The sequence below is a fragment of the Sphingomonas sp. GW821-FHT02B09 genome, assembly GCF_059421875.1.
The window spans coordinates 1,186,940-1,207,719 of record NZ_JBWKVV010000002.1 but is presented as its reverse complement, the minus strand read 5'-3'; the positions used below and the strand labels follow the sequence as shown (position 1 = coordinate 1,207,719).

Sequence of the window (20,780 nt, the reverse complement as noted above, 5' to 3'; positions counted from 1 at the left end):
TCGTTAGAGCGCTTCGGCGCCGGAGATGATCTCGACCAGCTCGGTCGTGATCGCGGCCTGACGCGTGCGGTTATACTGGATCGACAGGCGATTGATCATGTCGCCCGCGTTGCGGGTGGCATTGTCCATCGCGTTCATGCGGCTGCCCTGCTCGGATGCGGCGTTTTCGAGCATCGCGCGGAACACCTGGATCGCGACGTTGCGCGGCAGCAGGTCGGCGAGGATCTGCTCCTCGTCGGGCTCATATTCCACCACGGCGCCCGCCGAGGTGACCGGCACGTCCGCCTTGGTCTCGTCGACCGCGACCGGGATGATCTGGCGACCGACGGGGAGCTGCACCAGCGCCGAGACGAATTTGGCGTAGAACAGATGCGCGACGTCGAACTCGCCCGCGGCATAGCGTGCGAGCAGGTCGTCGGCGACTTCGCGGGCCTGCTGGAAGCCGAGCGTCTTGTGGCCGCCCAGCTCGTGATCGGCGAGGATCGCGTTCGGGTAGAAGCGCCTGAGCACCCGCCCCTTCTTGCCGGCGAGATAGAAGCGCACGGTCTTGCCCTGCGCCTCCAGCTCCTCCGCCTTGCGGCGCGCGGCGCGGACGATGTTGGTGTTGAACGCACCCGCCAGACCGCGCTCCGAGGTGGCGACGACGATCAGATGCACCTGGTCCTTGCCGGTGCCCGACAGCAGCGGCGACACGGTCGCCCCGCCGGCGAGCTGGCGCGACAGGCTGGAGACGACCGCCTCCAGCCGCTCCGCATAGGGACGGCCGGCCTGCGCTGCCTCCTGCGCGCGGCGCAGCTTGGCGGCGGCGACCATCTTCATCGCCTTGGTGATCTTCTGGGTCGATTTGACCGAGTTGATCCGGATCTTGAGGGCCTTCAACGACGCCATTGTTGTCCTTCATGTGCTCCTGCGCAGGCAGGAGCCCAGGGTTACCAAGCGAGCCGCTCTGGGCTCTGGGCTCCTGCTTGCGCAGGAGCACCGGATGTTACGCGAAGGTCTTCGCGAACTGGTCGAGCGCGGCCTTCAGCCCCGACTTGGCCTCGTCGCCGAGATCCCGCGTCTCGCGGATCTTGGTGAGGACGCCGGCGTGGTTGGCGCGCAGATCCTGCAACATCGCCTGCTCGTAGCGGACGACGTCGGTTACCGCGACCTTGTCGAGATAGCCGTTGGTGCCGGCGAAGATCGACGCGGTCTGCTCCTCGAAGGGCATCGGCGAGAATTGCGCCTGCTTGAGCAATTCGGTGAGGCGCGCGCCGCGGTTGAGCAGGCGCTGCGTCGAGGCGTCGAGGTCCGAACCGAACTGCGCGAACGCCGCCATCTCGCGATACTGGGCGAGCTCGAGCTTGATCGAGCCCGACACCTTCTTCATCGCCTTGGTCTGCGCGGCCGAGCCGACGCGGCTGACCGACAGGCCGACGTTGATCGCCGGGCGGATGCCGGCGAAGAACAAATCGGTTTCGAGGAAGATCTGGCCGTCGGTGATCGAGATCACGTTGGTCGGGATATAGGCCGACACGTCGCCCGCCTGCGTCTCGATGATCGGCAGCGCGGTGAGCGAGCCGCCGCCATTGGCGTCCGACATCTTGGCGGCGCGCTCGAGCAGGCGGCTGTGCAGATAGAAGACGTCGCCCGGATAGGCTTCGCGGCCCGGCGGACGGCGCAGCAGCAACGACATCTGGCGATAGGCGACCGCCTGCTTCGACAGATCGTCGAACACGATCAGCGCGTGCATGCCGTTGTCACGGAAATATTCGCCCATCGCGGTGCCGGTATAGGGCGCGAGGAACTGGAGCGGTGCGGGCTCCGACGCGGTCGCGGCAACGACGATGGAATAGTCCATCGCGCCATTCTCTTCGAGCGTCTTGACGAGCTGCGCGACGGTCGAGCGCTTCTGGCCGACCGCGACATAGACGCAATACAGCTTCTTCGACTCGTCCGACGACTGGTTGATCGTCTTCTGGTTGATGAAGGTGTCGATCGCGACCGCCGACTTGCCGGTCTGGCGATCGCCGATGATCAGCTCGCGCTGGCCGCGGCCGACGGGAACGAGCGCGTCGATCGCCTTGAGGCCCGACTGCATCGGCTCGCTGACCGACTGGCGCGGGATGATGCCCGGTGCCTTGACCTCGACGCGGCTGCGCTTCTCGGCGACGATCGGGCCCTTGCCGTCGATCGGGTTGCCGAGGCCATCGACGACGCGGCCGAGCAGGCCCTTGCCGACGGGCACGTCGACGATCGTGCCGGTGCGCTTGACGATATCGCCCTCGCGGATCTCCGAGTCCGAGCCGAAGATCACGACGCCGACGTTATCGGCCTCGAGGTTGAGCGCCATGCCCTGCACGCCGTTGGCGAATTCGACCATCTCGCCCGCCTGGACGTTGTCGAGACCGTAGATGCGCGCGATGCCGTCGCCGACCGACAACACCTGACCGGTTTCGGTGACCTGCGCTTCGGTGCCGAAGTTGCTGATCTGGTCCTTGATGACCTTGGAGATTTCTGCGGCGCGGATATCCATCGTGAGTTAGCCCTTCATCGCGTGCGCGAGAGTATTGAGACGGGTGCGGATCGACGAATCGATCATCTGTGAACCGATGCGGACGACCAGGCCGCCGAGCAAATCGGGGTCGACCGACAGGTCGACGGAGACGTCGCGGCCGACGCGCTGGCGGAGCTGCTGCTTGAGCTCGACGACCTGCTCGTCGTTCAGCGGATGCGCGCTGGTCACCTCGGCGGCGATCTCGCCGCGGTGACGCGCGGCGAGCTGGCGGAAGGCGCGGATGATCGCGGGAAGCTGGCCGAGGCGGCGGTTCTCGGCGAGGACGCCGAGGAAATTCTTGGTGGTGGCGTCGATGCCGAGCGCATCGGCCGTGGCGAGCACCGCCTTGACCGCGGCGCCGCGGGCGACCAGCGGGCTGACGGTGAGTGCGCGGAAATCGTCGCTTTCGTTCAGCGCGTCGCGCACCGTGGCGAGGCTGGATTCGACGGTGTCGATCGTCCTGGCGTCGCGCGCGAGATCGAACAGGGCGATCGCGTAACGCCCACCCAGGCTCGCCTGAATACCGCCGCCAGAAGTACCGATGGATGTCTCCACGGAGCTGAAGTCCTCGTGCCGAATGTTGGCCCATGGGGAAGAGGGCGCGCGATGCACGCCTGCTATGGGTGGCGGGCGGCTAGCATGAGGGGGCGGTCAGTGCAAGTATCGAGCGCGCAAAGTGGTGTGCCGGCGGGGGTTTGAGCGCGGCAATTCCTCCCCCGCAAGGGGGAGGTGGCGGCGCGCAGCGCTGACGGAGGGGGAGGTTAGGATGGAGGCTCCCGCCCTTACCTCCCCCTCCACCATCCGGCTTGCGCCGGACGGTCCCCCTCCCCCTTGCGGGGGAGGAGTTAGGGCTTTCGTTCAGGATCGGGCGGGTAAGCCCGATCCCGGCAGATGGAGACACGACGATGCAATGGTGGGCGGCGGTGGCGATCGGAGCGATGCTCGCCCTGCCCGCGGCCGCCGAGACGCTGCGCGTCGAGGGCGTCTTCGCAGCGCAGGCACGCGAGGCGAGCCTGTTGCCGACGATCGGCGTCGGGCCGTTCACCGGGCCGGACGGTGCGGAGCTCGCCGATGCGATCGAGCGGCGGCTGGCGAAGCTCGGCGCGGACGGTCTGCCGCACGTCCGGCTGATCCCGCCGGCCTTGCGCCCCGACGGGCTGCTCACCGGCCGCACCGGCGTGCAGGTCGCGAGCAGCGACTATCGCGAGGGGCGCGAGCGCTGCGTCGAGAAGAAGGACGGCAAATGCACGCGCAGGGAGCGCTATAGCGTCGCCTGCGTCCGCCGCACCGTGGCGTTGCGCGCCGATCTGGAGGTGCGGCGGCGCACCGGCGCGCTACCCTATGCGGTCGCCAAGACGCGCGACGACCGCAGCGACTGGTGCGAGGACCGCGGCGTCGCGACCAATGTCGACGGCGTGGTGAGCGGCATGGTCGAATCGGTCGCCGCCGAGGTGCAGCACGATCTCGCCCCGCATGCGGAGGATTATACCGTCCGCGTGATCGAGACGCGCGACGGCCTGCCCGCCGATGCCGCGGCGCGGTTCAAACAGGCGGTGAAGCTAACCAAGCACGATCCCGCCGCCGCCTGCGCGGTCTTCGCCGAGGTCGACCGGATGGCGCCGGACAATGGCGCGACGGCGTTCAATCTGGCTTTGTGCGCGGAATCGGCCGGGCGGTATCGCGAGGCGGCGGATCGCTATGCCCGCGCGCGGCTGTTCGCGCCTTATGCCGGCGGCGAGGTGAGCAAGGGGCTGGCGCGCGTGACCGCGCTGGCGGCGGGGGCGCAGGACGTCGCGCTGATGCGCAGCCGGCCGCCGGTGACGGGCAGCGGCTTTTGAAAGCAAGCCGCGGGATGGGGCGCGGCGCGCGATCGGCTATTGGAGCGGCATGAGCACCATCGATCAGGACGCGGCCTGGGCCGCCTTCGAGCGCCGCGACCGGACGCAGGACGGCGCGTTCGTCGTCGCGGTGCGCACCACGGGCATCTATTGCAAGCCGAGCTGCCCCGCGCGGCATCCGCGGCGCGACAACGTCAGCTTCCTCGCCGACGGCGCGGCGGCGCGCGCGGCGGGCTATCGCGCCTGCCTGCGCTGCAAACCCGACGATGTCGCCCGCGACAGCCGGGCGGTGGCCGAGGCGATCGCGCTGATCGCGGCGGCGGAGGAACCGGTCGGGCTGGCGGCGCTCGCCGCACGGGTCGGCTATGCGCCGCATCATTTCCAGCGCTTGTTCACCCGCGCGACCGGGGTCAGCCCCGCCGCTTATGCGCGCGCGCTGCGCTCCGGACGCGCGGCGGACGCGTTGCAGCAGGCGGACCGCGTCACCGATGCGATCTACGACGCGGGCTATGGCGCGGCGAGCCGCTTCTACGCCGATGGCGCCAGGCGGCTCGGCATGGCGCCGTCGGTCTGGGCGCGCGGCGGTGCGGGCGCGACGATCCGCTGGACGCAGGTCGCGACCTCGCTGGGGCCGTTGCTCATCGCGGCGACCGACAAGGGGCTGTGCCGGGTGGCGTTCGACGAGGATGCGGCGGCGCTGGCGGCACGCTTCCCGCGGGCGGAGATCGCGCCGGGCGATGCGGCGCTGGCCGGCCTTGCCGCGGCGGTGGTGGCGCTGGTCGAGACGCCGGGCCGCGACGCCGCGCTGCCGCTCGACGTGCGCGGCACCGCCTTTCAGGAGGCGGTGTGGCAGGCGCTGAAGACGATCCCGGCGGGCGAGACGCGCAGCTATGCCGAGCTGGCCGCGCTCGCCGGCCAGCCGGGCGCGATGCGCGCGGCGGGGACGGCGTGCGGCAGCAATCCGCTGGCGGTGGTCGTCCCCTGCCACCGCGTCACGCGCAGCGACGGCGGGCTCGGCGGCTATGCCTATGGCGTCGAGCGCAAGCGCGCCCTGCTGGCGCGCGAGGGCGGGTGAGCCGGGCCGCTGCGGATCGCCGAAGACGTATCAGGTTCGCGCAGAGGCGCAGAGGCGCAGAGCGTGTTGCGCTAGTCGCATCTGCGGCTCCGTTGCGATGACAGGGCCGCGTTACCTCTGCGCCTAGGCGCGACACTTTCACCCTTTCGTCACCCCCGGGCCCCCGCTTCTCCCCGATGGCAAGCGTGAAGGACGTAGCGGGACGCCGGATCAAGTCCGGGGTTACGGACCGGTGGTATCGCGGGCGCCGATGAATGTCGGCCGGCCTAATTCTCGATCGTCACCTTGGCGGCGTCCCCGCCGAGCGAGGCGAGCGCCTGCGGGCCGGTCTTGCCGGTCGCGAGCGCGGTGATGAGCCTGGCGGCGGCATTGTCGGGATTGCTGTGCGCCGAATAGGCGAGCGGACGCAGCGCCGTGCGGGCCTCGTCGCGCTTGTCGTCGACCAGCAGCTGCGTCGCATAGGCATAAGCGAGACCCTCGTCCTGCGGTACCAGCTCGTGGGCGCGACGCAGCGCGGCCTTGGCATTGTCGGTGGCCGGCGCCCCCGCCATGCCGAAGCTCGAATAGAAGAGCGTCAGCGCATAGGCGTCGTTGGTGTCGAGCTTGTTCGCGCGGAGCAGCCAACTGCGCGCTTCGCGCCACACCTGCGGATCGGTCACCTTTGCCTCGCGCGCGCGGCGCAGATGCACCTGCGCCTTGTAGACCAGGGCCTGCGACGATTTGGGATCGATCGCCAGCGCACGGTCGGCGGCGGCATCGGCGAGGTCGTTGCGGCCGGCGTCGAGTGCCATCTCGGCGAACCAGCCCTGCACCATCGCATCCTTGGGATAGCGGTCGGCGATCGGCAGCGCGGCGGCGAGGATCGGCTGCGCGGTCTCGCGATCGACGCCGCGGTCCGAGCGCATGCGCAGCGTGATCATCTCGCGCTCGCCCGCCGACAGCGGCCGGACGGTGACGACCGGCGTGGTCAGCCGGGTAAGCGGGATCTTGTAGGCCGACATCGTCGATTTGTGCAGGTAGGACGACAGCACGCGGTTGAGCACGTCGAGATCGCCGAACGCCGCGCGTGCCGCCTCGACCCCCGGCTTGCCGTCGTTGATCGCCGCCAGATAGGCGTCGAGTTGCACGGCCCGCTTCTGGTCGATCAGCAAATAATGGGTGAGCAGCCAGCCGCGCGCGTAGAGCGAGGCGACCTGCCCGTCGCGCATCTTCTTCGACGGGTCGAGCGCGAAGAGCTGTTCCGCGGTGAGCTCGTTGCCGAGCAGCAGGTCGTAGGCGCGATGCTGCGCGGGTGCGCCGAGCCAGACGAAATCCTTTTCGAACCGCGCGGTGGACAGGAATTCGGGATAGCCTTCCGCATACCAGGCGGGCAACGCGATCGTGAGATTGCCGAGCATGAGGTGATGGGCATATTCGTGGAACAGCACGATCTGCGGCTGAAGCGCGTTGACGTCATCGCGATCGCCACCCTGCGCCGGAGTGAAAGCGACCGATCCGCTGGCGCGCCCCTGATAGAAGCCGGCGACGTTCTTGCCGCCCTGGCCAAACAGCCTGCGGACCGCCGCGTCGTTGGCGACGACGTAGACGGTCAGCTTGTTCGAACCGTCGCCCTCGTCCGCGGGGATCGACCTATAGTAACGGACCAGGCTGTCGAACTGTTCGAGCCGCTCGGCGCGTTTCTGCACCGAATCGGCAGTCCCATTGGCGTAGACGATGAAATGCTTCGAGGTCGCCTCGAACCATTCCGCCGCCGCGGGCTGCGCGCAGCACATCGCGACCAGCCACGCCGCCAACTTCAACCGATTCATGTCCTGCCCCCCAACATGCCCGGACCCAACCTAGACCGGGCTCGATACGTTTGTCAGCCCGTACGACAACTATAGACCAGCTTCTCGTTGGGCAGCGGCGGCAGCGTCGTGCGGATCGCCGATTGCTGCTGGGCGAGGCGCTCGATCGCGGCGGGGTCGACGGTGCAGCGGGATGCCGTGCCCTGCCCCTGCTGCAACTTGCGCGCCTGCGCCATCGCCTGCGCGCCGAGCATGTAGCGGATGTCGGTATAGCGGCGGGTGAGCGGGTCGAAGGCGACGACCGACACCGTCTGTTCGCCGTCGGGCACCACCACGCGCTCCCAGCGGTCGCCGGTCGGCAGATATTGCACGCCGCCGCCGCACCCGCTGCGCCCCCAGTGCAGCGCGACGTCGCTGGTCGGCGAGACGGTGACGCGGCTGCGTTCGGGCTGGAAGACGCAGGTGAGCTTGCCGAGCGGCGCATTGGGTACGACCTGACTGATCGCCGCGGGTGGCGGCGGGACGGCGGGCTCGCCCTTCGGTCGCAGCACGAAGACGAGCATCGCGACGACCATAACGAGGCCGCCAAGGCTCGCCGCCCAGATCGTCCGCCGCCGCTGCCCCTGCCCCTGCCCCTGCACTGCGAACAGCCCGGCCGCGCCGATCCCCATCGCGCCCAGCACCAGCAGCAGGCCGGCGAACCCCATGACGTTCTCGCGCCGGGTCTGCGCGGTCTCGCGGGCGCGGGCGAGCGCCTCTTCGCGGCCCATCGCCGCGCGGGTGGCGGCGTCGCGCTGGCTGGTCAGGGCATCGCTGCGCGCGCGCACATCCGCCGCGCTGTCGTCGCGCAGCCGTTCCTCGATCGAGGTGCAGGCGGTGCCGACGCTGGCATAAGGCTGTTTCGCCTCGCGCAGGAAGGCGGACAGCTCGGTATCGGCGATCGCGAAGCCGAACGAGCCATCGCCCTCCTCGCCGCGAGTGATCGCCGAATTGATGCCGATCACCCGGCCGCAGCGGTCGAGCAACGGCCCGCCCGAATTGCCGCGCGCGATGCTGGCGGTGTGGAGCAGCACCTCGATCCCGGTCAGGCTGCGCCGGCCGGAGAAGACGCCTTCCGAACGGACCGGCGAGGTTGGGCGGATGTAATCCGCGGCCGATTGCGCGGTCGCGAGATCGACGTTGCCGGGATAGCCGAGCGCGACCACCGGATCGCCCTCGCTCACCGGCCCGGTATAGAGCGCGGCCGCGGGAAGCCGAGCGCCGGCGAATTCGATCAGCGCGAGGTCGCGCTTCGCGTCATAGGCGACGACGCGGCCCTGGTAGCTCTTGTCGCCTTCCGACGGCACCACGCCGATCACGACATTGTCGGGATAGCGTTCCGCCAGTTCCATGACGTGCGCGTTGGTGACGATGCGATTGGGTGCGATCGCGACGCCGCTGCCGTGGCCGAAGCCGACCACCTGCCCGTCGACGACGGCGATGGTGACGACGCGGACGACGCCGCGCGCGGTCGCACCGATGTCGTCGGCGGCGGCGGGCGTCGCCCAGAACGGGGCGCCGAGCAGGGCGAGAAGCAGGAGCAGGAGGCGGCGCATGTCGCGCCTTCCGAACGGCCTCGGCGCGCCGCTGTCAAGCACGGCGATCGGCCCCTGCCGCACCGTTTTGGTTTGGTTAGGAAAATCTCAAACTCTGATGCCTACCGCCGTCACTGAAGGTCGAGGATTGGTGTATGAGCGCGTTCGGGCGTCGCAACGGAATGGGTAACGGACAGCCGGCACGGCCGGCGTTCGGCGTGGCGCGCCCGATGCAGGGCAGCCCGGCGCCGCGCGCCGACGAAGCCGCACCCGGCAGCCAGTTCCCGCCGATCGAGACGATGCCGCTGCCCGGCGGGCTGCCCGCCGACGACCCGCTCGCCGGCAGCCTGCCCGCGGGCACGCTCGACGCGATGCAGCGGCTCACCGACCGGCAGAATGCCAGCGGCGATGCCGGCAGCAGCCGCGGCGAGGGCTTCGAGGCGTCGATCCACAAGATCAAGGAACAGGTGCTGCCGCGCCTGCTCGAACGCGTCGATCCCGAGGCCGCCGCGACGCTCGGCAAGGACGAGCTCGCCGAGGAATTCCGCCCAATCATCGGCGAGGTGCTCGCCGAGCTCAAGCTGACGCTCAACCGCCGCGAACAGTTCGCGCTGGAAAAGGTGCTGGTCGACGAGCTGCTCGGCCTGGGGCCGCTCGAGGAATTGCTCGCCGATCCGGCGATCACCGACATCATGGTCAACGGCCCCGACCAGACCTATGTCGAGCGCAAGGGCAAGCTGGAGCTGGCGCAGATCCAGTTCCGCGACGAGGAGCATCTGTTCCAGATCGCGCAGCGGATCGTCAATTCGGTCGGCCGCCGCGTCGACCAGACCACGCCGCTCGCCGATGCGCGCCTCAAGGACGGCAGCCGCGTCAACGTCATCGTGCCGCCGCTGTCGCTGCGCGGCACCGCGATCTCGATCCGCAAATTCTCCGCCAAGCCGATCACGCTCGACATGATGGCGGGATTCGGCAGCATGAGCCCCAAGATGGCGACCGCGCTCAAGATCGCGGGCGCGAGCCGGTTCAACGTCGTCATCTCGGGCGGCACCGGTTCGGGCAAGACGACGATGCTCAATGCCTTGTCGAAGATGATCGACCCCGGCGAGCGCGTGCTGACGATCGAGGACGCCGCCGAGCTTCGCCTGCAACAGCCGCACTGGCTGCCGCTCGAGACGCGGCCGGCCAATCTGGAGGGGCAAGGCGAGATCAGCATCCGCGACCTCGTCAAGAACGCGCTGCGTATGCGCCCCGATCGCATCATCCTGGGCGAGATCCGCGGCAGCGAGTGTTTCGACATGCTCGCCGCGATGAACACCGGTCACGACGGCTCGATGTGCACGCTCCACGCCAATTCCCCGCGCGAGGCGCTCGCCCGTATGGAGAATATGGTGATGATGTCGGACATCAAGGTGCCCAAGGAGGCGATCAGCCGCCAGATCGCCGATTCGGTCGAGCTCATCATCCAGGTGAAGCGCCTGCGCGACGGCTCGCGCCGCGTCACCAACGTCACCGAGGTGATCGGCATGGAAGGGCCGGTGATCGTGACGCAGGAATTGTTCAAGTTTGAATATCTCGACGAAAGCGCCGACGGCAAGATCATCGGCGAGTACCGCTCGATGGGGCTGCGCCCCTATACGCTCGACAAGGCGAAGCAGTTCGGCTTCGATCAGGCGTTTCTGGAGGCGTGCCTGTAGGATCGGCGTTATCGACCGCACGAACGCCCCCGGACCGTCAGCCCTGAGCCTGTCGAAGGGCGGTGAGTCCCATGGTGCTTCGACAAGCTCAGCACCAACGGGGCGCATAGAGGCCCGGTGCGCCGCGCCCCAACCCCTTGTGGCAGCGCCGGCGTTCCGCCGTTAGGGTCGGCGGATGCATCTGCTCCTGCCCCTCGTCCTGCTCGCCGCCTCGCCCCAACCCGCGGGACGTGAAGGGGTCGTCACGCTCGCCGCCGACAGCGAGGCGCGCTGGGTGTCGTTCGACCTGACGCCGGGCAACCAGATCCGCTTCACGCTGACGCTCGACGAACGGCCGGTGACCGCGATCCTCGATACCGGGGTGAGCTATTCGGTGCTCGCCGCCAAATCCGCCGCCGCCGATCCGACGCGGGTCACCGCCAACGGCCAGGCGACCGCGATCGGCGGCGGCGGCAATGGCGCGGTGGCGGTGGGCTGGCTCGCGACGCGGCGGCTGGCGATCGGCGGGCTCACCCGCACCGGCGGCGGCGTCACCGTCGCCGACCTGCCCGCGCTCGCTACCGGCAGCGCGCAGGCGGTCGACATGCTGATCGGGCGCGACGTCACCGGCGGGCAGGCGCTCGACATCGATTACGCCAACCACCGCTTCCGCCTGCTGCCGTCGGGCCGGCTGCCGTTCGTCGGGGCGATCGCGCCGCTGGCCATCTCGCCCGGCCGCCGCGTCTACGAAAGCAGCGCGACGATCGCGACCAGGCGGCTGGCGCCGATGATCGTCGACACCGGCGACGGCTCGGCGCTGACCTTGTCCGCCGCATCCGCCAGAACGGCGGGGATCGCGCGGCTGCCGACCACGACGACGATCTCCTTCGGCCTCGCCGGCGAGACGGTGAGCACGCTCGCCATCCTGCCCGCGGTGTCGCTGGGGCAGCAGGTGGTGCGCAACGTCGAGGCGCGGGTCGAGCCGGCGGGCGGCTTCTCGGAGACGATCGGCGTGGCAGGGCGGATCGGGTCGGGGCTGCTCCAGAATTACCGCGTGCTGCTCGACCCCGGCGCCGGGCGGATGGTGCTCAAGCCGGGGCCGGAGGCGAACGCCCCGCCGCTGCGCTCGACCAGCGGATTGCTGGTCGGGCTGGAGCGCGACCGGCTCAAGGTGCTGCACGTCATGCGCGGCGGGCCGGCTGCCGCGGCGGGGTGGCAGCCAGGCGAGACGATCTGCCGGATCAACGACCAGCCGGTCACCACGGACTATCCGACGAGCGCACTGGCGAAATGGGCGATCGGCGCGCCGGGTACGGCGGTGCGACTCGGCCTGTGCGACGGGACGGTGCGGAGGCTGACCTTGCGGCAATTCTACTGAGGCGGGGACGTCAGCGGAAGAAGCTTGGCTCACGCGAAGACGCGAAGGCGCGAAGAGAAGAAGGTTTTTTGCGCGCAGAGGCGCGGAGACGCAGAGATGGTCCGGCCGCGCCAGCGGCCTTCAGTCTTCCTCATCGTGGATGCATGGCGCTTCGCGCCGGGCGCACCATCTCTGCGCCTCCGCGCCTCTGCGCGAACCCTTCTCTTCGCGTCTTCGCGTCTTCGCGCGAACAATCCTGCCTTCCCGCCCGCAAAGCGGCGCCAACTCGCGGAGGGCATACGCCCTATTGCGTGTGCAGGCCGATGCTCACCAGCAGGATCGTCGCGAGCAGGGCCGCCATCTGGACGGTGCGCCAGTCGACGAAGCCGACACGGTCGGGATCGACCCGCAGCCGGCGGCGGCGGTCGGCGAATGCCGCTGCAAGCGCGAGCAGCACCGACGCACCCGCCGCCCAGAACATCGCCGGCATCGTCCGCGCTCAGCCGAGCTTCTCGACCTTGTCCTGCAACCGCGTCAGCTCCGCCTTCAGTGCGGCGATCTGGTCGTCCTTGCTCGCCGTGGGCGACGGTGGCGGGGTCACCGGGGCGACGCCCGGCGTCTGGAACGCCTGCGCGGCGACCTCGAGCATCTGCAGGTTGCGCTTGGCGATCTCCGCGAAGGGGGAGTGCGCGAAGGCGCCCTCGACCGCCGACTTGAACTGTTCCTGGTTGCGGCGGAAACTGTCCATCGACGCTTCCAGATAGCCCGGCACCATCGCCTGCATCGAATCGCCGTACATGGAGATGAGCTGGCGCAGGAAACTGACCGGCAGCATCGTCTGGCCGCGGCTTTCCTCTTCCATGATGATCTGGGTCAGCACGTTGTGGGTGATATCATCGTCGGTCTTGGCGTCGACGACCTTGAAGTCGCGCCCCTCGCGGGTCATCGTCGCCAGATGCTCGAGCGTGATGTAGGACGAGGTCTCGGTATTATAGAGGCGCCGATTGGCGTATTTCTTGATGATGACGATTCCGTCGGCCCTGGCCTGTTTCTTCATATCGCTCCCCTGTCGCGCGACGGTCCTTTGCCGTGACTGATGCCGATGGTACGCCGCAATTTTTCGCACCGCAACACAGCCCGCGACCGTTGCCGCTGTTCCTCGACATGCTGCGCAGCGAAACCGCAGCAGATCCGGCGCGCACCGCGGCGGCGCTCGCCGGGCTCGCCGCCTATCAGCAGGCGCCACGCCCCGCCCCGCCGCCGCCGATGCCAGCACTCGCCACCGCCGGGCGCGCGTGCCTGCGTTATTATGGCGGGCGCGGCCGGATGGTCGTGTTCGTGCCGTCGCTGATCAATCCACCGGCGATCCTCGATCTCGGCGAGACGTCGCTGGTGCGCTGGATGGCGGCACAGGGCTGCCGCGTCGCGCTGGTCGACTGGGGCGAGCCGGGCGCGGCCGATCGCGACATGGACATGACCGGCCATATCGAATCGCTGCTGCTGCCGCTGATCGAGCAGCTCGACGAGCCGCCGGTGCTGGTCGGCTATTGCCTCGGCGGGACGATGGCGCTGGCGGCGGCGGGCGCCACCCCGGTCGCCGGCCTCGCGACGATCGCCGCGCCGTGGCGTTTCGCCGGCTATGGCGAGTCCGCGCCCGGCATGCTCGACCTGTGGCAGGCGGCGAAGCCGACCGCCGAGGCGCTCGGCGTGCTGCCGATGGAGGTGTTGCAGGCAGGCTTCTGGCGGCTCGATCCGGCGCGGACGATCGCCAAATACGAATCGTTCGTGCGGCTCGACCCCGAGGGTGCGGCGGCGCGCGCCTTCGTCCGGCTGGAGGATTGGGCCAATGCCGGAGCGCCGCTGCCGCTCGCCGCGGCGCGCGACCTGTTCGAGCGGTTCGTCGCCGCCGACCGGCCGGGCACCGGCGGATGGATCGTCCGCGGCGCCCCCGCTTCCCCGTCTCGGCTCGCCTGCCCGGCGGTCGAGTTCGTCTCGCTCACCGACCGGATCGTCCCGGCGGCCACCGCCGCGGGGCTCGCCGACCGGCGCGACCTCGGCCTCGGCCATGTCGGGATGATCGTCGGCGGGCGTGGGCGGACGATGCTGTGGGAGCCGCTCGCGCACTGGATCGCGGCGCTGCCGCCGGGTAGACACGCACCAAAGTAGGAGCAGGACCATCATGACCGAGATCGTCATCACCGCCGCCAAGCGTACCCCCGTCGGCAGCTTCCTCGGCGCCTTCGCCGCCACCCCCGCGCACGAATTGGGCCGCGTCGCGATCGAGGCGGCGCTCGCGCAGGCCGGCGTCGACGGTGCCGACGTGTCGGAGGTGATCCTCGGCCAGGTGCTCACCGCGGCGCAGGGCCAGAATCCGGCGCGGCAGGCGTCGATGGCGGCGGGCATCCCCAAGGAGGTGCCGGCCTGGGGCGTCAACCAGGTGTGCGGCTCGGGCCTGCGCGCGGTCGCGCTCGCCTGTCAGGCGATCCAGACCGGCGACGCGACGATCGTCGTCGCCGGCGGGCAGGAAAGCATGTCGATGAGCGCGCATGCGCAGACGATGCGCGGCGGCACCAAGATGGGTGCGGTCAGCCTCGTCGACACGATGGTGATCGATGGCCTCACCGACGTGTTCAACGGCTATCACATGGGGATCACCGCGGAGAATCTCGCCGAGCAATATCAGGTGACGCGCGCCGACCAGGACGCCTTCTCGGTCGCCAGCCAGAACAAGGCGGAGGCCGCGCGCGGCAGCGGCCGGTTCAAGGACGAGATCGCGCCGGTGACGATCAAGGGCCGCAAGGGCGACACCGTCGTGGCGGACGACGAATATATCCGCGCCGGCGCGACGCTCGACAGCGTCGGCGGCGTACGGCCGGCGTTCAAGAAGGACGGCACCGTCACCGCCGCCAATGCCAGCGGCCTCAACGACGGCGCCGCGGCGCTGGTGCTGATGAGCCGCGCCGAGGCCGAGGCGCGCGGCGCGCCGGTGCTCGCGACGATCCGGAGCTGGGCGAGCGCGGGCGTCGATCCGTCGGTGATGGGCATCGGCCCGGTGCCGGCATCGAGGAAGGCGCTGGAGAAGGCCGGCTGGACGCTCGCCGACCTCGACCTGATCGAGGCGAACGAGGCGTTCGCGGCGCAGGCGCTGTCGGTCGGCAAGGAGCTCGGCTGGGATGCGGGCAAGGTCAACGTCAACGGCGGCGCGATCGCGATCGGCCACCCGATCGGCGCCAGCGGCGCGCGCGTGCTGACCACGCTGCTCTACGAGATGGAAAAGCGCGACGCGAAGAAGGGGCTGGCGACCTTGTGCATCGGCGGGGGCATGGGGATCGCGATGTGCGTCGAGCGGTGACGCACTCGCTGACGAATGCGCAACATGCGGACATAAAAGCTGTAATTTTTGTGTCATTTTAGCGACACTTTTGACTAAACCGCTCGATTACGACTGTTTCTGTCGCAAACCGGCTTGTCCGCTTCCATCCGGTTGCGCCAACATGGTCTCCTGACAAAGGCGAACAACGCCTGACACAGGGGACTTTTATGAAGAACTGGTTGCTCTCCGCGAGTGCGCTCGCGGGCGGGATGTTGCTCGCCACCAACGCCTTTGCGCAGACGGCGCCCGAAGCCCAGACGACGCCGGACGCGACCGCCCCGGCACGCACGGACATTCCGACCGCCTCGACCGAGCCGGAAGACGACGCGCGTTCGGGCCAGGAAATCGTCGTTACCGGCTCGCGCATCCGCACGCCGAACGAGGTTTCGGCGGTTCCCATCACCACGATCTCGGTCCAGCAGCTGACGCAGACCGCCCGTACGTCGATCGGTGACGCACTGAACGATCTGCCGCAGCTGCAGAGCACGTACAGCCAGTCCAACTCGACGCGCTTCCTCGGCACCGGTGCGCTGAACCTGCTCGATCTGCGTGGTCTCGGCACGTCGCGTACGCTGGTGCTGGTCAACGGCCGCCGCCATGTCGGCGCCGACATCCTCAACAACGCCGTCTCGGTCGATGTCAACACGATCCCAACCGACCTCGTCGAGCGCGTCGACATCGTGACCGGTGGCAACTCGGCCGTCTACGGCTCGGACGCGATCGCCGGTGTCGTGAACTTCGTCATGAAGGACAAGTTCGAGGGTCTGCAGCTGCGCGCGCAGGGCGGCGTCAGCGACAAGGGCGACGCGGGCAGCTATTTCATCAGCGGCACCGCCGGCAAGAACTTCGCCGATGGCCGTGGCAACATCGCCGTCAACGCCGAATATACCCATTCGGAGGATCTGTTCGGCTCTGACCGCAAGTCCTATCGCCGCCGCGACGGCTTCGTCACCACCAACGTCGACGCCGCTGGTGCGGGCGTCAACGGCAACCTGAACTTCGACGGCCGTCCGGACGCGACGTTCTTCAATGACCTTCGGTTGGGCACCATCTCGGACGGCGGCCTCGTCGCTTTCCCGGGCGCCGCGCCGGGGGCCAATACCACCGCGCGTTGCGGTCGTGACGGCCTGGGCCGCGCATTCACCTGCAACTATCTGTTCCAGCCCGGTGGTACCATCGCGGCGCAGACCGGCACCGCGATCGGCGTCGCTCAGGGTACGGCAACTGCACCTACGGCAAGCCCGGCTGGCATCAGCTACGTCGGTGGCAACGGCAACACCGGCCGTGAAGGCGTGCTGCTCCAGCTGCTGCCGCGGCTCGACCGCTACGCCGCCAACATCCTCGGCCATTTCGAGGTTTCGCCGGCCTTCGTGCCCTTCATCGAAGCAAAGTACGTGCGGACGCGTTCGGTTTCGCTCGGCGGCTCGGGCCCGGCCTTCTACACCGGCAGCACGATCGACGGCACCTACGAGCGCCCGCGCCTGGACAATCCGTTCCTGAGCCCGACGGCGAGTGCGACGCTCGCGGCGCAGGCGCAGGCGGCAGTCAACAACGGTATCAGCCCGACCAACGGTGCGGCACTGACCGCGGCGCAGCAGGCGACGTTGACGTCGCAGATCGCAGCCGGTTCGTATCGCTTCATCCTGCGTAAGAACCTGACCGACCTCGGCTCGCGCACCGAAGACGCGACTCGCGAGACCTATCGCATCGTCGGCGGCGTTCGCGGCGACTTCGCCCAGAACTTCAACTATGAGGTTTCGGCCAACTACGGCGAATTCCGTGAGAAGACCCGGGTGCTCGGCAACGTCGACACCCAGCGTCTGGCGCTGGCGCTCGATGCGGTGCGCGATCCGGCCAGCGGTCAGATCGTCTGCGGGGCCAAACTCGATCGCAATCGTGCCAATGCCGGTGCGCTGATCGGGCTGCCCGGGCAGGACCTGACCGGCAATGCGGCCAACCTGACCAACGACATCGCAGCCTGCCAGCCGCTCAATCCGTTCGGCGTCGGCGGCATCTCGCAGGCGGCGCGCGACTTCGTACTCCGCAACACGACCTCCAACGGCAAGATCACGCAGTTCGACGTGCTCGGCACCGTGTCGGGCGACACGTCGGCGTTCTTCAGCCTGCCCGGCGGTGGCATCGGTGTATCGGTCGGCGGTGAATATCGCCGTGAGACCAACTATTTCCGCGCCGATCCCTATGTCGAGCAGGGCTACACCTTCTACAACGCGCTGGCACCGTTCACGCCGCCCGCGTTCGAAGTGAAGGAAGCGTTCGGCGAATTGCGCGTCCCGCTGCTGAAGGACACGTTCCTGACCAAGGAAGTCACCCTGAGCGCGTCGGGCCGCGTATCCGACTACAAGGGCTCTGCCGGCACGGTCTACAGCTACAACCTGAAGGGCGAATGGGCACCGATCGAGGACATCCGCCTGCGTGCCAATTACGGCCGGGCGGTGCGTGCCCCGAACCTGAGCGAGCAGTTCTCGGCGCCTGGCCAGAACTTCGCACCGGGCTTCCTCGACCCCTGCGCGGCCGACAATCTGGCACGCGGTACGCAGTATCGCGCGGCGAATTGCGCGGCGGCCGGCATTCCGGCGGGCTATAACTTCCAATACGCCCAGTCGCTGGAAACGCAGAGTGGTGGTAACGCCAATCTGGCCGCGGAAAAGTCCGACTCCTACACGTACGGCGCCGTCATCCAGCCGCGCGTCGTGCCGGGCCTGACGCTCTCGGTCGATTACTACAACATCAAGGTGAACAACGTCATCACGGCGCCGACGGCGCAGAACATCGTCAACGCCTGCTATGACTCGCCGTCGATCCAAGACAACCAGTTCTGCAACCAGTTCCAGCGCGTTGCCGCTGGTGGCACCGGCCCTGCCGGCGAGCAGGCCTATCGTATTGTGGAAGGCAGCCTGCTGCAGATCCCGCTGAACTACGCCAAGCTGCAGGTTCGCGGTATCGACAGCCAGATCAGCTACAACCGCAAGGTCGGCAATGTCCGCCTGGGTGCGCAGGTCATCTACACGCATTTCCTGCAGAACGACCAGTTCCTGAACCCGGCGCAGCCCGGGTTCGCTGACCGCCTCAACGGCGAACTCGGCAATCCCAAGGATCAGGTTTCGATGTTCATCAATGCCGACTTCGGCCCGATGTATGTCAACACCTCGTTCCGCTATTTGTCCAAGCAGTCGGTCGGGGCGATCGAGAATCACGAGACGGTCCAAGGCCGGCCGCCGCAGAACCTCGACGATTACGACATCGCTTTTTATCCGGACGTGCTCTACATCGGCACCAAGTTCGGCATCAACATCACGGAGCGTTCGGACTTCTACTTCGGCATCGACAACATCACCGACCGCCTGCCGCCGCTCGGCGCGACCGGCATCGGTGCGGGCAGCGGGATCTTCGACAACGTCGGCCGCCGCTTCTATGCCGGCGTGACCGCTCGCTTCTAAGTCGCTCAGATAGCAACGACAAAACTAGGGCCGGTGGTTTCCACCGGCCCTTTTTTCGTCCAGTCTCCACGGATGCAGAACGACCCGATGGCCGCCGTCGATGCGATGTTGCGCGCCGGCCGCACCGCCGAAGCGATCGCGACGGTCGCCAGGCTCGCGGCGACCGATCACGGCGACGCCTTGTTCCAGCAAGCCTTGTGGCTGCTCCAGGGCCGCCCCCTGCCCCGCGACCTGCCAGCCGCGCGCGCGACGTTGCGGCGCGCGGCGCACAGCGGACATGCCGAGGCACGGCTGATCGAGGTCGCGCTTGCGTCCAACGGCACCGGCGCGCCGGCCGACTGGCGCGGCGCGATGCGGCTGCTCGCGGTGGCGGCAGCGGCAGGCGACCCGCACGCCCGGCATCTCCAAACGCTGCTGTCGGCAATGGCGATCACCGAGGATGGCCTGCCCGCCATGCCGTTCGAGAGCGAGGCGTTGACCAAGGATCGCAGCGTTCGCCGCGTGGCGGGGGCGCTGACCGCAGCCGAATGCGCGCATATCGCCAATGCCGCCAACGATCTGCTCGCGCCGGCTGCGGTGGTCGACCCGCAGACCGGGCGGCCGATCCCGCACCCGATCCGCACCTCGGATGCGGGCGTGCTGAGCCCGCTGCGCGAAGACCCGGTCATCCGTGCGATCAACGTCCGGATCGCCGCGCTCAGCGACACCCAGGTGGCGCAGGGTGAGGCGTTGACCGTCCTGCGCTATCGCCCCGGCCAGCAATTCCGCCTTCACGCCGACGTCCTGCCCCAGGTGCGCAACCAGCGCGTCGCGACGGTGCTCGTCTATCTCAACGACGGCTTCGGCGGCGGCGAGACGACGTTCCCCGACCACGGCCTGACCATCCGCCCGAAGGCGGGCGATGCGATCATCTTCGACAATGTCGACGCGCAGGGCCGGCCGCTGGCCACCGCCCGCCACGCCGGCGAGCCGGTCCGCAGCGGCGTCAAATGGCTCGCGACGCGATGGATCCGGGCGCGGCCATTCGACGTATGGACCGGCCCCGAAGCGGCCTGATTACCCCCACCCCCGCGCATACCGCTGCCCCAGCAGCGTCAGCAGCTCATATTGCGACATCCCGCTTGCCGCCGCCGCCGTCGGCAGCGCGAAGTCGAGCGCGACCCAGTCGCCCTCCGCCAGATTCGGCGCGGCGGTGACGTCGAGCGCCATCAGGTCCATCGAGACCCGCCCGATCACCGGCAGCGTCCCCCCGCCCGCACTGCCGCGGTCGGAGAAGCCGCGGACATAGCCGTCGGCATAGCCGAGATTGAGGATCGCCACCTCGGTCGCGCGCGGCGCGGTCCAGGTCGCATTGTAGCCGACCGTCTCGCCGGCGAGGACGGTGCGGCGTTGCAGCACCTGCGCCTCGGGCGTCGCCACCTGGCGGATCGTGCCCGCGAATTCCGGCCGGACGATGCCGCCGTACAGCGCGATTCCCGGGCGGGTGAGATCGAAGGCGTACCCCGCCCCGAGCGCGATACCGGCGGAATTGGCGAGGCTCATCCGGCGCGCGCCCGTCACCCCCGCCAGCGCCGCGAAGGCGGCGCGCTGGCGATCGTTCATCGCGCTGTCCTCGTCGGCGCAGGCGAGATGGCTGATCAGCGTCTCGATCGTCAGCCCGTCGAGCAGGCCGTCGCGCACCGCCGCCGGCGAGACGCCGAGCCGGTTGATCCCGGTGTCGACCATCACGTCGCAGGCACCGCCGCCCGCCGCGCGCCAGCGGGCGACCTGCGTCTCGCTGTTGAGCACCGGGCGCGCGATGCCCTGCAGCGCCAGCGGCATGTCCTCGGCGCGGACGCCGTGCAGCACCGACAAAGGCAGGCCGAGCGGCCCCAGCCGCGCCGCCTCGGCCCAGGTCGCGACGAAGAAGTCGCGGCAGCCGGCGGCGGCGAGCTGCCCTGCGACCTCGGTCGCGCCGAGGCCGTAGCCGTCCGCCTTGATCGCCGCTCCGCACGCCGCCGTGCCGCTCATCCGGTCGAGCGCGCGCCAATTGTCGGCGAGGGCATGGCGGTCGAGGCGGAGGCGGAGGGGAGCGGTCACGCCGGGGCGTGTAATCGCCCCGGCTGC

16 protein-coding genes are annotated in these 20,780 nt (G+C 69.0%); 8 read left to right on the top strand and 8 right to left on the bottom strand.

The features are described from left to right. Positions 1 to 3: 3 nt before the first annotated feature. From AC07U4_RS13720 to AC07U4_RS13710, 3 genes are all read right to left on the bottom strand, one after another. Positions 4 to 888 (bottom strand): F0F1 ATP synthase subunit gamma, encoded by an 885-nt coding sequence (locus AC07U4_RS13720; RefSeq protein ID WP_137899833.1) that lies wholly within the window; start codon positions 886 to 888, stop codon positions 4 to 6. A 97-nt stretch (positions 889 to 985) separates the two neighbouring features. After that, positions 986 to 2,515, bottom strand: coding sequence for a F0F1 ATP synthase subunit alpha (gene atpA, locus AC07U4_RS13715; RefSeq protein WP_038662651.1), 1,530 nt, complete (start codon positions 2,513 to 2,515; stop codon positions 986 to 988). Positions 2,516 to 2,521: 6 nt separating this feature from the next. Further along, positions 2,522 to 3,091: a F0F1 ATP synthase subunit delta gene (locus tag AC07U4_RS13710; protein ID WP_495195732.1), complete on the bottom strand. Its 570-nt coding sequence runs from the start codon at positions 3,089 to 3,091 to the stop codon at positions 2,522 to 2,524. A 350-nt stretch (positions 3,092 to 3,441) separates the two neighbouring features. Here AC07U4_RS13710 and AC07U4_RS13705 point away from each other — a divergent pair, with 350 nt between their 5' ends. Together AC07U4_RS13705 and AC07U4_RS13700 are read left to right on the top strand one after the other, a co-directional pair. Beyond that, positions 3,442 to 4,374, top strand: a complete 933-nt coding sequence (locus tag AC07U4_RS13705) for a hypothetical protein (RefSeq protein WP_495195731.1) — start codon at positions 3,442 to 3,444, stop codon at positions 4,372 to 4,374. A gap of 49 nt (positions 4,375 to 4,423) precedes the next feature. After that, a complete protein-coding gene (locus tag AC07U4_RS13700; RefSeq protein ID WP_495195730.1) occupies positions 4,424 to 5,449 on the top strand; it encodes a bifunctional transcriptional activator/DNA repair enzyme AdaA in 1,026 nt (341 codons plus the stop codon). Between the two features lie 266 nt (positions 5,450 to 5,715). Here AC07U4_RS13700 and AC07U4_RS13695 read toward each other — a convergent pair whose 3' ends face one another. Together AC07U4_RS13695 and AC07U4_RS13690 are read right to left on the bottom strand one after the other, a co-directional pair. Next, positions 5,716 to 7,257, bottom strand: a complete 1,542-nt coding sequence (locus AC07U4_RS13695) for a tetratricopeptide repeat protein (RefSeq protein WP_495195729.1) — start codon at positions 7,255 to 7,257, stop codon at positions 5,716 to 5,718. A gap of 53 nt (positions 7,258 to 7,310) precedes the next feature. Next, the gene (locus AC07U4_RS13690; protein WP_495195728.1) at positions 7,311 to 8,831 is read right to left on the bottom strand and encodes a S1C family serine protease; all 1,521 of its coding nucleotides are present in this window, start codon (positions 8,829 to 8,831) and stop codon (positions 7,311 to 7,313) included. Between the two features lie 134 nt (positions 8,832 to 8,965). On the opposite strand from AC07U4_RS13690, the gene AC07U4_RS13685 reads away from it, so the two are divergent. Both AC07U4_RS13685 and AC07U4_RS13680 read left to right on the top strand, forming a co-directional pair. Then, on the top strand, positions 8,966 to 10,507 hold the full coding sequence (locus tag AC07U4_RS13685) for a TadA family conjugal transfer-associated ATPase (RefSeq protein ID WP_495195727.1): 1,542 nt from the start codon (positions 8,966 to 8,968) through the stop codon (positions 10,505 to 10,507). A gap of 175 nt (positions 10,508 to 10,682) precedes the next feature. Next, entirely contained in the window at positions 10,683 to 11,864 is a 1,182-nt protein-coding gene (locus AC07U4_RS13680) for an aspartyl protease family protein (RefSeq protein ID WP_495195726.1), read from the top strand. 283 nt (positions 11,865 to 12,147) lie between these two features. On the opposite strand, the gene AC07U4_RS13675 is transcribed toward AC07U4_RS13680, so the two are convergent. Both AC07U4_RS13675 and phaR read right to left on the bottom strand, forming a co-directional pair. After that, a complete protein-coding gene (locus AC07U4_RS13675; RefSeq protein ID WP_038662672.1) occupies positions 12,148 to 12,333 on the bottom strand; it encodes a hypothetical protein in 186 nt (61 codons plus the stop codon). A 9-nt stretch (positions 12,334 to 12,342) separates the two neighbouring features. Further along, positions 12,343 to 12,900: a polyhydroxyalkanoate synthesis repressor PhaR gene (gene phaR, locus AC07U4_RS13670; RefSeq protein ID WP_137899549.1), complete on the bottom strand. Its 558-nt coding sequence runs from the start codon at positions 12,898 to 12,900 to the stop codon at positions 12,343 to 12,345. Between the two features lie 107 nt (positions 12,901 to 13,007). Between phaR and AC07U4_RS13665 the strand changes: the two genes are divergently transcribed. From AC07U4_RS13665 to AC07U4_RS13650, 4 genes are all read left to right on the top strand, one after another. Next, a complete protein-coding gene (locus AC07U4_RS13665; protein ID WP_495195872.1) occupies positions 13,008 to 14,009 on the top strand; it encodes an alpha/beta hydrolase in 1,002 nt (333 codons plus the stop codon). Between the two features lie 13 nt (positions 14,010 to 14,022). After that, the gene (locus AC07U4_RS13660) at positions 14,023 to 15,195 is read left to right on the top strand and encodes an acetyl-CoA C-acetyltransferase (protein ID WP_495195725.1); all 1,173 of its coding nucleotides are present in this window, start codon (positions 14,023 to 14,025) and stop codon (positions 15,193 to 15,195) included. Between the two features lie 188 nt (positions 15,196 to 15,383). Further along, a complete protein-coding gene (locus AC07U4_RS13655; RefSeq protein ID WP_495195724.1) occupies positions 15,384 to 18,674 on the top strand; it encodes a TonB-dependent receptor domain-containing protein in 3,291 nt (1,096 codons plus the stop codon). An 87-nt stretch (positions 18,675 to 18,761) separates the two neighbouring features. After that, on the top strand, positions 18,762 to 19,730 hold the full coding sequence (locus AC07U4_RS13650; protein ID WP_495195723.1) for a prolyl hydroxylase family protein: 969 nt from the start codon (positions 18,762 to 18,764) through the stop codon (positions 19,728 to 19,730). Here AC07U4_RS13650 and AC07U4_RS13645 read toward each other — a convergent pair whose 3' ends face one another. Continuing rightward, positions 19,731 to 20,753, bottom strand: coding sequence for an alanine racemase (locus AC07U4_RS13645; protein WP_495195722.1), 1,023 nt, complete (start codon positions 20,751 to 20,753; stop codon positions 19,731 to 19,733). It abuts the gene before it with no gap. Between the last annotated feature and the right edge of the window lie 27 nt (positions 20,754 to 20,780).